The following is a 12684-nucleotide window of genomic DNA, read 5'->3' as shown; positions in this document are numbered from 1 at the left end:
ACGCCGTGATTCCGGTCATGCTGGAATCCGATGAACGACAACAATCCTCGGCTCGGCATCGATTTCGGCCGGGTCGTCATGGGCGCCGCCGCCGAATCGGGCGAGGCCGACACCGTCTTCCTGGACGGCAGCCACGCCGACGCCATGCGCACGCCGCCCGAACCGCACGCCTTCGAGGTGCTCGCCCGCCTGGTCGCGCGCTTCGAGCAGCGGGCCTGGTTGATCTCCAAGTGCGGGCCGCGCATCGAGGCCAGGACCCGGGAGTGGCTCGCGCACCACGATTTTCACGCCCGCACCGGGGTGCCGGTAGGCAATCTGCGGTTCTGCCGGGCCCGCCCGGAGAAGGCGGCGCACTGCCGCGAACTCGGCATCACGCACATGATCGACGACCGGCTCGACGTGCACCTCGCCCTGCGCGGCCTCGTGCCGCACCTGTACCTGTACGGGCACCGCCGCGAACCCGCCCCGGACTGGGTGACCCACACCCCGACCTGGCCGGATGTGGAAGCGGCGCTCACGATATGAGCGCCGTCACCGCCCCCGCGCCACGATGTGAAATCCGCGGCGGGGCGGTGTACTCTCGCGCACGTTGATTCCCGCGGTGGCACCGGCCCCGCACCCGGAACGAGGAGGTGGGTTGCCATGCGCAGTGAACCTCCCAGTCGAAGGCCGCGCGGCGCCGCCCCTTCGCTCTGATCATCGATCTCCCCGGCTTTTCCCGGCCGGGTGCGCGTGGGGTAGCGCCTCGCGGTGTGACGCAGTCGGAGAACTCGTTCACCCATTTGCCTCGTGCCGAGGGGATCACCCATGTCGCAAACCGACGTCATCGACGTACGCCCGGTGCTCACGCTGCCGGACACCGTGCAGGAACTCGTGGAGACGCGCCGCGCCGACGCCGCGCTGGACTGGCTCGGCAACCACTCGCCGCACGCCATCGCCGACCAGCTCGCCCGCATGGACGCCGTCCGCGCGGGCATGGCCTTCCGGCTGCTGGACAAGGATCTCGCGCTCGCCGTCTTCGAGGAGCTCGAGCCGGTCGACCAGCAGCAGATCCTGGAGGGGTTGCGGGACAAGAGCTTCCGCGACCTGATCGAGAACATGGCGCCCGACGACCGGGCCCGCATGCTGCGCGAAGCGCCCGCGACCGTCGCCAAGAAGGTGCTCGCCGGGCTCAGCCCGCGCGAACGCCGGATGACCGCGGGGTTGCTCGGCTACCCGGAGGGGTCGGTCGGGCTCTACATGACCCCCGAGGTGGTGGCGCTCCCGCGCGACCTCACCGTGGCCGCCGCGCTGCAGACCGTGCGCGCCAAGGGTGGCCGCGCCGAGACCGTCTACACCCTGCCGGTGGTGGACACCGGGCGCCGGCTCACCGGCGTGGTCGAGCTGCGCGAACTGGTGCTCAGCGGACCCGACGCGCTCGTGGCCGACCTGGTGCGGACCGAGCCCGCCTACGTGCGCGCCACCGACTCCGCCGAGCGGGCCGCCCGCGTCATGCGCGAGACCAACGTCATCGACCTGCCCGTGGTGGACAGCGAGGATCGGCTGGTCGGGCTGCTCACCATCGACGACGCCGTCGAGGTGATCGAGGCCGCGGACAGCGAGGACGTCGCCAAGCAGGCCGGGTCCGCGCCGTGGGCCGGGCACTACATGGCGGCCGGGGTTTTCCAGCTGGCGCGCTACCGGGCGCTCTGGCTGCTGCTCCTGCTGGTCGCCGCCACTTTGACCGTGAGCGTCACCGACTTCTTCGAGGGCACGCTCGAGCAGGCGGCGCAGCTCGCGCTCTTCATTCCGCTGCTCATCGGGGCGGGCGGGAATGCCGGGGCGCAGGCGGCGACGGCGTGTGTGCGCGCGGTCGCGGTCGGCGAGGTGCGCGGTGGTGATCTGTTCCGGGTGATCTGGCGGGAGTGCCGGGTCGGGTTCGTGCTCGGCAGCATGCTCGCCGTCGCCGGGGTGATGATCGGCGGGGTCTTCGTCGGGCCGAAGGTGGCGATCGTCGTCGGGCTCACGCTGGTACTGATCTGCGCCTGGGCCGCAACCATCGGCGGGACCATGCCGCTGCTCGCCAAGCGGTTGCGGATCGACCCCGCGGTGGTCTCCGCGCCGATGGTGACCACGCTGGTCGACGCCACCGGGCTGATCCTCTACTTCACCATCGCCAAGCTGGTACTCGGGATCTGAGTTCATCGCCGGTCGGTGGCCCACCGACACACAGGATTCTCCCAGGTCACGTGCAGGTTCGTGCCGGGACTGGTCCCTACTGTCGCTCCTGACCAGCGGAAACGATGGAAGGGGTTCGTATGGGCGAGCGGCACGAGCACGATCTGGGACTGGCGCACGACCTGCGCACCATGACGCGCCGGCGGGCGCTGTTCTTCTTCGGCGCGGGTGCGGCGGGGCTGGCGGCGGCCGGGTGCGCGTCCGGCTCGGACACCGCGACGCCCTCGACATCCGCGACCACGACGGCGAGCACCTCCCTCGCCGCGGCACCGCAGGAGACCGCGGGGCCGTACCCGGGTGACGGCTCGAACGGGCCCAATGTGCTGGTGCAGTCCGGCGTGGTGCGCAGCGACATCACCAGCAGTTTCGGCGGGTTCACCGGCACCGCCGACGGCGTGCCGATGACGCTGCGGATCAGCCTCAAGGACCTGGCGAAGTCCGGCGCGGCCGGTACCGGGATGGCGGTCTACCTGTGGCACTGCGACCGGGACGGCGAGTACTCGCTGTACGGGAAGAACATCACCGAGCAGAACTACCTGCGCGGAGTCCAGGTGGCGGATGCCGACGGCACCGTCACCTTCACCTCGATCTTCCCAGCCTGCTACTCCGGCCGCTGGCCGCACATCCACTTCGAGGTCTACGACTCGCTCGAGGTCGCCATAGCGGGCGACAATGCCCGGCTCACCTCACAGATCGCGCTCCCGCAGGACGCCTGCGAGCAGGTGTTCGCGGCCGACTCGGGGTACGCGCAGAGCGTCCGCAATATCTCGCAGGTCTCGCTCGACTCCGACAATGTGTTCGGGGACGGGTGGGACGCGGAACTCGCGACGGTGAGTGGCTCGCCGAGCGATCGGATGAATGTGGCGATCACGGTCGGGGTGGCGGAGAAGTCCCAGAACACGCAGTCGCAGCAGGCGCCGCCGGTCGGTGGGGGAGGTCCGGGCGGTCCCGGTGGAATGCCGCCGGGCGGACGGCCGCCCGGCCGCTGAACGCTCATTTCGTCAGGTATAACCGCTCGTTCGGTAAGCGGGGAAACACAGAAGTGCAGTCGGAATCGACGCTGATCGCATCGACATACCGGCGCTCGGCGTGCTCCTGCACGAAGATCAGCGCCGCCGTCAGGCAGGCGACGAAGTCGAGTGACATGCCGCCGAGCCGAATGCTCAGGTGCACGTCCGGCTCGTCCGGCGCCGGAGACTCGGCCGCCATGTCGATCCCCGTTCCCCCGGCTGTCGGTGGTCCGCGCTCGACACCGGGATCGGACACCGGTGCCGAGCGCTGGCTCGACGCTAGAAAGCACGTCCGGACTAGGTCCATGCCTAAGCTCATTCATGCTCGCAATCGCCTATCGGCGTGCTTTCCAACGCTTTCCGGAGGATGCTGGTCGGTGTTCGAGCATGAGCACGCATGAAGGGGGCAAGATATGCGGATGCAGTTTCTCGGCCGGGGCGGGACGGAGGGTGGCGGATGCCCGTCACTGTTCGCGGCGGAAGGTGATGCCTACGTTGTGCAGGGTTGGCGAACCGAGGCGCCGGGCGTCATCGAGATTCCCCATCTCTTGCTCGGATTCGCGCTGCCCGACACTTTCATCGGGGCGACGATGACCGACACCGGTCGCGGCACGTTCACCCTCCAGGGTGAACCGCTGCCGGACGCCGAGACGTTGGCCGGGATGGACATCGACCCCGGCGAAACGGCGGTGGTGGTGCCACGAGTGGCGAGGGAGTTCTACGGCAATGCTGCTAGCTCAGGGTGAGGCATTCGACGACCTGTTCCGGCAGGCGCGGCGCGAAGCGTTCCACCTCGAGGTGCGGGACGACTACTACCCGCCCGACTACCCGCCGCTGGTCCGGTTTCTGGCGGGCGAACCGGAGGACTACGCCTGGTTCCAGCCGTGGTTGACCCACGTCCGGGAAACGACGGGCCGGGGCGTCGCGGTGAACCGGGCGCGGGTCGTGACCGAGCCGCACAACGACTACACCCGGTACGCGAAGCACGTCGCCCGGCTCAATGTGGAGGCGGGCGAAGATGTGCGGTACCTCCCGCGCCACCGCATCGGAGCGGAGGAACTCACCTCGGACGACTGGTGGCTGTTCGATGACGAGACGGTGGCGTTCACCGTCTTCGAACCCGGCGAGAACGGCCGCTGGCGCGGCGGCGCGGTGACCGCCGATCCCGTCATCGTCGCCCATATCCGCGCGGTCAAAGAGCGGGTGTGGGCGCTGGCTGTCCCGCTATCCGAGTACAGCGAGCGGTGACGAGCTCACTCGACCAAGCGAAAGAGGCGCTCGGTGCTCGGCTCCGGGAACTCCGCCAGGACGCTGGGCTGACCGGCACCGAGCTGGCTCGGCGTGCCGGTTGGCATCAGACGAAAGTCTCCAAGGTCGAGTACGGCAAGACCAGGCCCACCGACGCCGATATTCGGCTCTGGTGCGCCGCGGTGGGTGCCGAAGACCAGATACCGGACCTGACAGCGACGCTGCGCGGCATCGAAGCCGCGTGGATCGAGTGGCGCCGCCTGCTCGGCACCGGCACGAAACGACGTCAGCAGGCGTCGATCAGACTCGAGGCCGAGACCGAGGTGCTGCGGGTCTACCACCCGTTTCTGATACCCGGGCTGCTCCAGACGGCCGAGTACGCGGAAGGTGTGCTGCGCAGCGTCGTCGAGTTCCAGCAGGTGCCCGACGATATCGACGCGGGCGTGGCGAAACGGATGGAACGGCAACAGATCCTGTACCGCAGGAAACACCGGTTCCACTTCGTCCTGGCGGAACAGGCGCTGCGGACCACGGTCGGCACCGACCGTACGATGATCGGCCAGCTCGACCGGTTGCTGGCGGTCATCGGCATGCCGAGAGTCGTGCTCGGTATCGTTCCCGCCGACGCCATGTACCAGGTCTCCATGACCAACTTCGCGCTGTTCGACCGGAGCCGCGTGATGGTGGAAACGGTGACGGCGGAGCTCACCGTCACGCAGCCGCGTGAGATCGCGCAGTACGGTCGGGCGTTCGACCTACTGGCCGCCCGATCCGTGACGGGTCCGGCGGCGCGAGCGTTGATCGGCGCCGAGATCGACCGGCGGCGCGCCCGGCCGGAAGCCTGACGCGGATGACGCGCCCTACCCGGCCGCGAGCGGGACGGCGGCGCGGAGAACGTCGGTCACGACTTCAGGGGTCAGGTCATCGGGCTGGATCGTGAGGAGGCTTACCGCCGCCCGGCGGGGCCCGCCCTCCGCATCGAAGGCGGTAGCGGGCAGCGGCGCACCGATGGGCACACGCACAGCGTGCATGAGCCCACCCGCCTCGCAGTCGTCGCAGTGCACCGGGTGCCCGTCGACCTCGAAGTACACCGCTCCGAGCTGCTGCTCGCCCACCTGATCGAGCGTCAGCAGGAACTTCTGCCCCCGGTACTCGAACTGGCACTCCCACAGCCGGACCGCATCGGGCCGGACGCCGAGCGCCGCGGTGACCGCGCACGGATCGGTGTTCGCGAACGGGGTGCTCGTCCGGCGCGGCTCCGCCCGCCAGCGCGCGGCGGCCGCTCCGGCCAGCCGGGTGGCCGGAGCGCAGCTCTCCGCGCTCCGGGAGGCGAGGTCCAGGTGCAGTTCGAGGACCGCGCCGAGCCGCACGGTCGTCTCGCAGGACCGTGGCCCGCCCGGCTCGGGGGCGGTCTCGCGCACGACGGCCGGGGCACCGTCGATGGTGGCATCCGCCTGCGGGTCCAGCGGGCCGACCGCCGAGGTGACCTGCCAGGCGACGCTGACCTCGGGGTCGTCCGTGATGGCCGCGCAGCCGTCCAACTCGATGGGAACGGGGGTGTCGCCGAACCCCGCCTCGGCGAGCTCGCCGGACCCGAGCAGCGCGCAGACATCGATGGCCCTGGCCCGCTCCAGCAGCGCTCGCAGCTCGGCGTCCCCGGTGGGCGGCACCGACCAGTGGTCCGCTCCGGCCTGCCCGCAACCGGACAGCACCACGCAGCAGGCGATCAGCGGCAGCAGCCGTCGAAGCATGGTTCTCCCCCTTCGGCACCGCCGAGGACGGCGATGCCTGGAGTCACCCTATGCGGGGTAATCGCGACATTCATGCCACTAGTTCTTGTGCTACGAAAGCTCCGGGTCCACAAGAGGTAGTGTTCTCGCCGACCACGTCGTAGACCGGAGGCTGCAGCATGAAACTGATCGATCGGGTGTCGGCCATCAACTGGAATCGGGTGCCCGACGAGAAGGACGCCGAGGTGTGGGACCGGCTGACCGGCAACTTCTGGCTGCCGGAGAAGGTGCCGGTCTCGAACGACATCCCGTCCTGGGCCACGCTGACCCCGGACGAGAAGCAGCTCACCATGCGGGTCTTCACCGGGCTCACGCTGCTGGACACCATTCAGGGCACGGTGGGCGCGGTGAGCCTGATCCCGGACGCGCTGACGCCGCACGAGGAGGCGGTGCTCACGAATATCGCCTTCATGGAGTCGGTGCACGCCAAGAGCTACAGCTCGATCTTCTCCACGCTGTGCTCGACGCGCGAGATCGACGAGGCGTTCCGCTGGTCGGAGGAGAACCGCAACCTGCAGCGCAAGGCCGAGATCGTGCTGCAGTACTACAACGGCGACGATCCGCTGAAGCGCAAGGTGGCCTCGACGCTGCTGGAGAGCTTCCTCTTCTACTCCGGCTTCTACCTGCCGATGCACTGGTCCTCGCGGGCCAAGCTGACGAACACCGCCGACATGATCCGGCTGATCATCCGGGACGAGGCGGTGCACGGGTACTACATCGGCTACAAGTACCAGAAGAGCCTGGAGCTGGTCTCGCAGGCGGAGCGCGACGAGCTCAAGAACTACACCTTCGAGCTGCTCTTCGAGCTGTACGAGAACGAGGCGGAGTACACCCAGGATCTGTACGACGAGGTCGGGCTCACCGAGGACGTCAAGAAGTTCCTGCGCTACAACGCCAACAAGGCGCTGATGAACCTGGGGTACGAGGGGCTCTTCCCGAAGGACGAGACCGACGTGAACCCGGCCATCCTCTCCGCGCTCTCGCCGAACGCCGACGAGAATCACGACTTCTTCTCCGGCTCCGGCTCCAGCTATGTGATCGGCAAGGCCGTCAATACCGAGGACGAGGACTGGGAGTTCTGACGCCGGGGCGGCTACGTCACCCGCCGACGTAGCCGTTCAGGTTCTGCCGCACATCGGTGAGCAGGGCGCGCGCGGCGACCGGCCCGCTGCCGTGCCAGATGGTGTCCTCCACCGCGAAGACCCGCTGGTCGGAGGCGGCGCCGAGCTCCTTCCACGACGCCGAGCGGAGTACCGATTCGCCGTACTCCCGGCCCGCCTCGCCGTCGAAGAGCACGAAGATCACGTCGCCCTCGACCTGCTCCAGCTTGTCCGCGGGGACGGTGAAGGAGGCGCCGCGCTGGTTCTGCGGCCTGCGCACGCCGATATCGGTGAGCACGCCGCCGGCGAAGGAGTCGGTGCCGAGCACGGTGATGCTGCCGGCGCCGAACCGGACCACCGAGGCCTGTGCCTGCGCGGCGGCGACGGCGGGCTCGGCGCCGGTGGCGGGGGCGTCGGCGCGGTACCCGGCCAGCACCGCCTCGGCGGCGTCGGCGCGGGCGAGCCCCTCGGCGAGCCCGGTGAACTCGGCGGCCCAGCCGCTGCCGGTGCCCGCCAGCACGGTGGGCGCGATGGCGGCGAGCGCGGCGTAATCGCCCTGGCCCTCGGTGCCGATGATGACGTCGGGGTCCAGCTCGGCGATGCGGGCCGGGTCGGGGGCGCCGTCGGGGCCGACCGACGGGATCCGCTTGACGCCGTAGCCGAGGTAGTCGGGCTGCGGCACCGGGCCGGTCAGCGTGGTCGCCCCGACCACCCGCTCCCACAGCCCGAGCGCGCAGGCGGCGTCCAGGGCGGGGGTGCCGAGGACGACGATGCGCTGCGGGTCGGCGGGCACCTGGGCGACGCCGCCGGTGTGCGTCACCGCGCGGGTGGCGGGCCCGGGATCGGGGCGGCTTGGCAGCGGGCAGGCCTGGCTGGTGTCGCGCTCAAGCCCGACCACGCCCGCCCCCGCGATATTGGTGGTCGTGCGGATGATCGTGCTGGCATCGTCGGTCTGCTGGCCGCAACCCGCAAGCAGCAGCGTGCCCGCCGCGGCGAACACCACCAGGGCGGACGGGAATCGGGTGCGGACGCGGGCGCTCACCGGCATGCGGGTGAGGGTACAGGCGGAGTGGGTAGTACCCACTCGCGCACCGGGCCGGAACGGAAATACGACACAGAGTAGGACCGGAGTCGGACCGCCCCGGCCACAAGGTTTACGATCTGGGGAGCGCACGCGAACGAGGAGGATCAGTGACTGCCGTTGAGCCCCAGCCAGTCAAACAGGTGGAAGCGTCTCGGCCGTATCCAGCCCGCACCGGGCCGAAGGGGTCGTTCCTCTACAAGATGGTCACCACCACGGACCCCAAGGTCCTCGGTGTCATGTACCTGACCACCTCCATGAGCTTCTTCCTCATCGGCGGCCTGATGGCGCTGCTGATGCGTGGCGAGCTGGCCCGTCCGGGCATGCAGTTCCTCTCGCCCGAGCAGTTCAACCAGCTGTTCACCATGCACGGCACGATCATGCTGCTCTTCTACGCGACGGCGATCGTGTTCGGCTTCGCGAACATCATCCTGCCGCTGCAGATCGGCGCCCCCGACGTCGCCTTCCCGCGGCTGAACGCCTTCAGCTACTGGCTGTACGCGTTCGGCGCGACCATGGCGACCGCGGGCTTCGTCACCCCCGGCGGCGCGGCGGACTTCGGCTGGACGGCCTACGTGCCGCTCACCGACATCCTGCACTCGCCCGGCGTCGGCACCGACCTGTGGATCCTCGGCCTCGCGGTATCCGGCCTCGGCACCATCCTCGGCGGTGTCAACATGCTGACCACGGTCGTCTGCCTGCGCGCTCCCGGCATGACCATGTTCCGGATGCCGATCTTCACCTGGAACATCGCCGTCACCTCGGTGCTGGTCATCCTCGCGTTCCCGCTGCTCACCGCCGCGCTCTTCGGCCTAGCGTACGACCGGCACCTCGGCGGCCACATCTACGACCCGGCCACCGGCGGCATCCTGCTCTACCAGCACCTGTTCTGGTTCTTCGGGCACCCCGAGGTCTACATCATCGCGCTGCCCTTCTTCGGCATCGTCTCGGAGATCTTCCCGGTCTTCTCGCGCAAGCCGATCTTCGGCTACACCACCCTGGTGTACGCGACGCTCGGCATCGCGGCGCTCTCGATCGCCGTGTGGGCGCACCACATGTACGCCACCGGCGCGGTGCTGCTGCCCTACTTCTCCTTCATGACGTTCCTGATCGCGGTGCCGACCGGCGTGAAGTTCTTCAACTGGATCGGCACCATGTGGCGCGGCCAGCTGACCTTCGAGACACCGATGCTCTTCTCGCTCGGCTTCCTGGTCACCTTCCTCTTCGGCGGCCTCTCCGGCGTCATCCTGGCCAGCCCGCCGCTGGACTTCCACGTCACCGACTCGTACTTCGTGGTCGCGCACTTCCACTACGTGCTCTTCGGCACCATCGTGTTCGCCACCTTCGCCGGCATCTACTTCTGGTTCCCGAAGATGACCGGCCGGATGATGGACGAGCGGCTGGGCAAGTGGCACTTCTGGGCCACCTTCATCGGCTTCCACACCACCTTCCTCGTGCAGCACTGGCTGGGCGCTGAGGGCATGCCGCGGCGCTACGCCGACTACCTGCCCACCGACGGCTTCACCACGCTGAACACCATCTCCACCATCGGCGCCTTCGTGCTCGGCGCCTCGATGCTGCCGTTCATCTGGAACGTCTTCAAGAGCTTCCGGTACGGCGAGGTGGTCACCGTGGACGACCCGTGGGGCTACGGCAACTCGCTGGAGTGGGCGACCACGTGCCCGCCGCCGCGGCACAACTTCTACGAGCTGCCCCGGATCCGCTCCGAGCGCCCCGCGTTCGAGCTGCACTACCCGCACATGATCGACCGGATGCGGGAGGAGGCCCACGTGGGCTGGGGCACCAAGAAGCACATCGTGGAGCCGGAGGACCAGGTCGTCCTCTCCAAGTAAACGCGTGACGCCGAGTGTGCACCCGCCGGTCCCCGGCGGGTGCACACTCGTTTCGTGAGCGCACCCGACCGACCCTGGAGCAACCGCGTGGCCGACACCATCGTTCTCGTCACCGTCACCGGGCCCGACCGCCCCGGCGTGACCTCCGTGCTGCTGGCGGCGATGTCGCGGCACGGCGTGCACCTGCTCGACGTGGAGCAGGTGGTGATCCGCGGCAGGCTCACGCTCGGCGTCCTCGTCACCTGCCCGACCGACCCCGAGCTGCTGCAGGACGAGGTCGAGGAGGCGATGAACACCGTCGGCATGCACGTCGACGTCGAGGTGGGCGCCGCCATCGGCAGGCAGCCGGTCTCCACGCACGCCGTCGTGGTGCTCGGCGCGCCGGTGACCGCGCGGGCGTTCAGCGCCGTCTCCCGCAGGCTGGCCCAGCTCGGCGCCAATATCGACTCCATCCGCGGCATCGCCGACTACCCGGTGACCGGGATGGAGCTGCTGGTCACCGCGCGCGACGAGGACGAGGTGCTGCGCACCGCGCTGGCCGAGGTGGCGGTGGCCGAGCGGATCGATGTCGCGGTGGAGCGGGCCGGGCTGGCCAGGCGCGGCAAGCGGCTCATCGTCTTCGACGTCGACTCCACGCTCATCCAGGGCGAGGTGATCGAGATGCTGGCCGCGCACGCCGGCGTGGAGGACGAGGTGCGGGCGGTCACCGAGGCGGCCATGCGCGGCGAGCTGGACTTCGCCGAATCGCTGCGCCAGCGGGTCGCCACCCTGGCCGGGCTGGACGAGTCGGTGATCGAGGAGGTCGCCGACCGGATCGAGCTCACCCCCGGCGCCCGCACCACGATCCGGACGCTGCGCCGGATCGGGTTCCGCTGCGGTGTCGTCTCCGGCGGCTTCCGGCAGGTGATCGAGCCGCTCGCGCACGAGCTGGAGCTGGACTTCGTGCAGGCCAACACGCTGGAGATCGTCGACGGGAAGCTCACCGGCCGGGTCACCGGCGAGATCGTGGACCGGGCCTACAAGGCCACCGCGCTGCGCCGCTTCGCCGCCGAGGCCGGGGTGCCGATGGAGCAGACGGTGGCGGTCGGCGACGGCGCCAACGACATCGACATGCTCAATGCCGCCGGGCTCGGCGTAGCCTTCAACGCCAAGCCGGCGCTGCGCGAGGTGGCCGACGCGGCGCTCTCGCACCCGTTCCTGGACGCGGTGCTCTTCGTGCTCGGGGTGACCCGCGACGAGGTCGAGGCGGCCGACGCCAGGGACGGGCTGCTGCGCCGGGTGCCGCTGGGCTGACCCGCCGTTCACCCGGCGCGGGGCCGCACCGCCACGTATTCTCACGGAGTTTCGCTTGCGTGACGAACGGAGGTCGAGGGTGGAGGACGTCGGTTTCGATACGCGAGGGGAGGTCGGCGGCGGCTGTACCTGCGTGCCGGTCGGCGCCGAGCTCGGGGTGGACGAGAACGGAACGCCCACAGCGGGTTTCACCGCCCTGCATGCCGAGCTGGCCCGCGGCTACGGCAATACCCCCGACCCGGCCGATCCGGCGCAGGTGCAGGCCATGCAGATGGTGCTGCACCTGCCGAAGGTGGAGCCGCCCGCCCGCAGCGACCTGCTCGCCGCCGCGGCGGCCGTCGCGGTCGCGCTCTGCCTGGACGAGCGCTCCGGGCCCGGCGGGGTCTGGGAGCAGGGGTATCTGAGCTGGAAGCGGGCCCGCATCCGGAAGGTGGCGCGGCGGGCGCGCGGGGCGCAGTGGCGGGCCGCGCAGGAGGTGCCGGGGATCACGCTGACCGTGGGCGGCGCGCAGGCGCGGGCGCTGGTGCCCGGCCCGGTCGGTGCGGTCGACCCGCGGATCAAGCGGTTGCAGATCGGCGGCACCGAGCTGCTCGCCGACGAACCGGAGCCGCCTGCGGCCGACGCGCCGGTGCTCTGGGTGAACCGGGAGCTGGGGATGACGTTGGGCAAGGCGGCCGCGCAGGTCGGGCACGCGAGCATGCTGCTCGCCGGAGCGCTCCCGCTCGCCGCGGCCGCGCGCTGGGCGCGCGACGAATTCCGCTGCGCGGTCCGCGAAGCCGGGCCGGAGCGGTGGCGGGAGCTGCTCGCGTTGCAGGCCGGGGGCGGCGCGGTGGCGGTCAGGGACGCCGGGTACACCGAGGTCGCGCCCGGATCCATCACGGTGATCGCCGTGCCGCCCGGCCGCGGGTGAATCACGCGGGCGGGCAGCGGGATACGCCGGAGCCGGGGCGGCGCGGGGGTGCGGCACCCGGCGCCGCCGCACCCGCCGCACGCGCGGGGACCGGGCCCGCGGTGCCAGGGCGGGCACTCCGCCTGCCCCTCGGCGCCGAGGGGCGAAAGTCCGGCCCGACCGGGGCGTCGACGCTCGGGCGC

At 70.2% G+C, this 12684-nt stretch carries 13 protein-coding genes; 10 read left to right on the top strand and 3 right to left on the bottom strand.

Annotated elements, in window-relative coordinates; translation table 11 throughout:
• Positions 1-30 precede the first annotated feature (30 nt).
• From AB0H71_RS32080 to AB0H71_RS32070, 3 genes are all read left to right on the top strand, one after another.
• The gene (locus AB0H71_RS32080) at positions 31-525 is read left to right on the top strand and encodes a hypothetical protein (RefSeq protein WP_357028645.1); all 495 of its coding nucleotides are present in this window, start codon (positions 31-33) and stop codon (positions 523-525) included.
• 282 nt (positions 526-807) lie between these two features.
• Positions 808-2178, top strand: coding sequence for a magnesium transporter (gene mgtE, locus AB0H71_RS32075; protein ID WP_357028642.1), 1371 nt, complete (start codon positions 808-810; stop codon positions 2176-2178).
• 119 nt (positions 2179-2297) lie between these two features.
• On the top strand, positions 2298-3206 hold the full coding sequence (locus AB0H71_RS32070; protein WP_357028639.1) for a dioxygenase: 909 nt from the start codon (positions 2298-2300) through the stop codon (positions 3204-3206).
• 4 nt (positions 3207-3210) lie between these two features.
• Here AB0H71_RS32070 and AB0H71_RS32065 read toward each other — a convergent pair whose 3' ends face one another.
• Positions 3211-3426: a hypothetical protein gene (locus AB0H71_RS32065; protein WP_357028636.1), complete on the bottom strand. Its 216-nt coding sequence runs from the start codon at positions 3424-3426 to the stop codon at positions 3211-3213.
• Positions 3427-3646: 220 nt separating this feature from the next.
• On the opposite strand from AB0H71_RS32065, the gene AB0H71_RS32060 reads away from it, so the two are divergent.
• The 3 genes from AB0H71_RS32060 to AB0H71_RS32050 are packed head-to-tail and all read left to right on the top strand — an operon-like array spanning position 3647 to position 5320.
• Positions 3647-3973 carry a hypothetical protein gene (locus AB0H71_RS32060; protein WP_357028633.1) on the top strand — a complete coding sequence of 109 codons (327 nt, stop codon included), beginning with the start codon at positions 3647-3649 and terminating at the stop codon, positions 3971-3973.
• Positions 3954-4475: a DUF6879 family protein gene (locus AB0H71_RS32055; protein ID WP_357028630.1), complete on the top strand. Its 522-nt coding sequence runs from the start codon at positions 3954-3956 to the stop codon at positions 4473-4475. Before AB0H71_RS32060 ends, AB0H71_RS32055 begins: the two co-directional genes overlap by 20 nt.
• Entirely contained in the window at positions 4472-5320 is an 849-nt protein-coding gene (locus tag AB0H71_RS32050; RefSeq protein WP_357028627.1) for a helix-turn-helix transcriptional regulator, read from the top strand. Before AB0H71_RS32055 ends, AB0H71_RS32050 begins: the two co-directional genes overlap by 4 nt.
• Before the next feature lie 15 nt (positions 5321-5335).
• On the opposite strand, the gene AB0H71_RS32045 is transcribed toward AB0H71_RS32050, so the two are convergent.
• Positions 5336-6226, bottom strand: a complete 891-nt coding sequence (locus tag AB0H71_RS32045) for a hypothetical protein (RefSeq protein ID WP_357028624.1) — start codon at positions 6224-6226, stop codon at positions 5336-5338.
• 158 nt (positions 6227-6384) lie between these two features.
• Here AB0H71_RS32045 and nrdF point away from each other — a divergent pair, with 158 nt between their 5' ends.
• Positions 6385-7347: a class 1b ribonucleoside-diphosphate reductase subunit beta gene (gene nrdF, locus AB0H71_RS32040; RefSeq protein ID WP_357028621.1), complete on the top strand. Its 963-nt coding sequence runs from the start codon at positions 6385-6387 to the stop codon at positions 7345-7347.
• Between the two features lie 16 nt (positions 7348-7363).
• Here the strand turns inward: nrdF and AB0H71_RS32035 are convergent, their stop codons facing one another.
• Positions 7364-8413: an ABC transporter substrate-binding protein gene (locus AB0H71_RS32035; RefSeq protein ID WP_357028619.1), complete on the bottom strand. Its 1050-nt coding sequence runs from the start codon at positions 8411-8413 to the stop codon at positions 7364-7366.
• A gap of 143 nt (positions 8414-8556) precedes the next feature.
• Between AB0H71_RS32035 and ctaD the strand changes: the two genes are divergently transcribed.
• From ctaD to AB0H71_RS32020, 3 genes are all read left to right on the top strand, one after another.
• Positions 8557-10299: a cytochrome c oxidase subunit I gene (gene ctaD, locus AB0H71_RS32030; protein ID WP_357028616.1), complete on the top strand. Its 1743-nt coding sequence runs from the start codon at positions 8557-8559 to the stop codon at positions 10297-10299.
• Between the two features lie 87 nt (positions 10300-10386).
• On the top strand, positions 10387-11592 hold the full coding sequence (serB, locus tag AB0H71_RS32025) for a phosphoserine phosphatase SerB (protein WP_357028850.1): 1206 nt from the start codon (positions 10387-10389) through the stop codon (positions 11590-11592).
• A gap of 157 nt (positions 11593-11749) precedes the next feature.
• Positions 11750-12502 (top strand): peptidyl-tRNA hydrolase, encoded by a 753-nt coding sequence (locus AB0H71_RS32020; protein WP_357028847.1) that lies wholly within the window; start codon positions 11750-11752, stop codon positions 12500-12502.
• The last annotated feature ends 182 nt before the right edge of the window (positions 12503-12684 follow it).

The sequence above is a fragment of the Nocardia sp. NPDC050697 genome (genome assembly GCF_040654395.1).
Classification (GTDB): Bacteria; Actinomycetota; Actinomycetes; order Mycobacteriales; family Mycobacteriaceae; genus Nocardia.
Note: the sequence above shows the minus strand (reverse complement) of the source record. Positions and strands in the feature narration are given on the sequence as shown.

Excerpts from the sequence above, each read along its gene's own strand:
- AB0H71_RS32070 (WP_357028639.1), top strand. The coding sequence starts at position 2,298 with ATGGGCGAGCGGCACGAGCACGATCTGGGACTGGCGCACGACCTGCGC.
- AB0H71_RS32080 (WP_357028645.1), top strand. The coding sequence starts at position 31 with ATGAACGACAACAATCCTCGGCTCGGCATCGATTTCGGCCGGGTCGTC.
- nrdF (WP_357028621.1), top strand. The coding sequence starts at position 6,385 with ATGAAACTGATCGATCGGGTGTCGGCCATCAACTGGAATCGGGTGCCC.
- AB0H71_RS32060 (WP_357028633.1), top strand. The coding sequence starts at position 3,647 with ATGCAGTTTCTCGGCCGGGGCGGGACGGAGGGTGGCGGATGCCCGTCA.
- mgtE (WP_357028642.1), top strand. The coding sequence starts at position 808 with ATGTCGCAAACCGACGTCATCGACGTACGCCCGGTGCTCACGCTGCCG.
- AB0H71_RS32055 (WP_357028630.1), top strand. The coding sequence starts at position 3,954 with ATGCTGCTAGCTCAGGGTGAGGCATTCGACGACCTGTTCCGGCAGGCG.
- AB0H71_RS32045 (WP_357028624.1), bottom strand. The coding sequence starts at position 6,226 with ATGCTTCGACGGCTGCTGCCGCTGATCGCCTGCTGCGTGGTGCTGTCC.
- AB0H71_RS32035 (WP_357028619.1), bottom strand. The coding sequence starts at position 8,413 with ATGCCGGTGAGCGCCCGCGTCCGCACCCGATTCCCGTCCGCCCTGGTG.
- AB0H71_RS32065 (WP_357028636.1), bottom strand. The coding sequence starts at position 3,426 with ATGGCGGCCGAGTCTCCGGCGCCGGACGAGCCGGACGTGCACCTGAGC.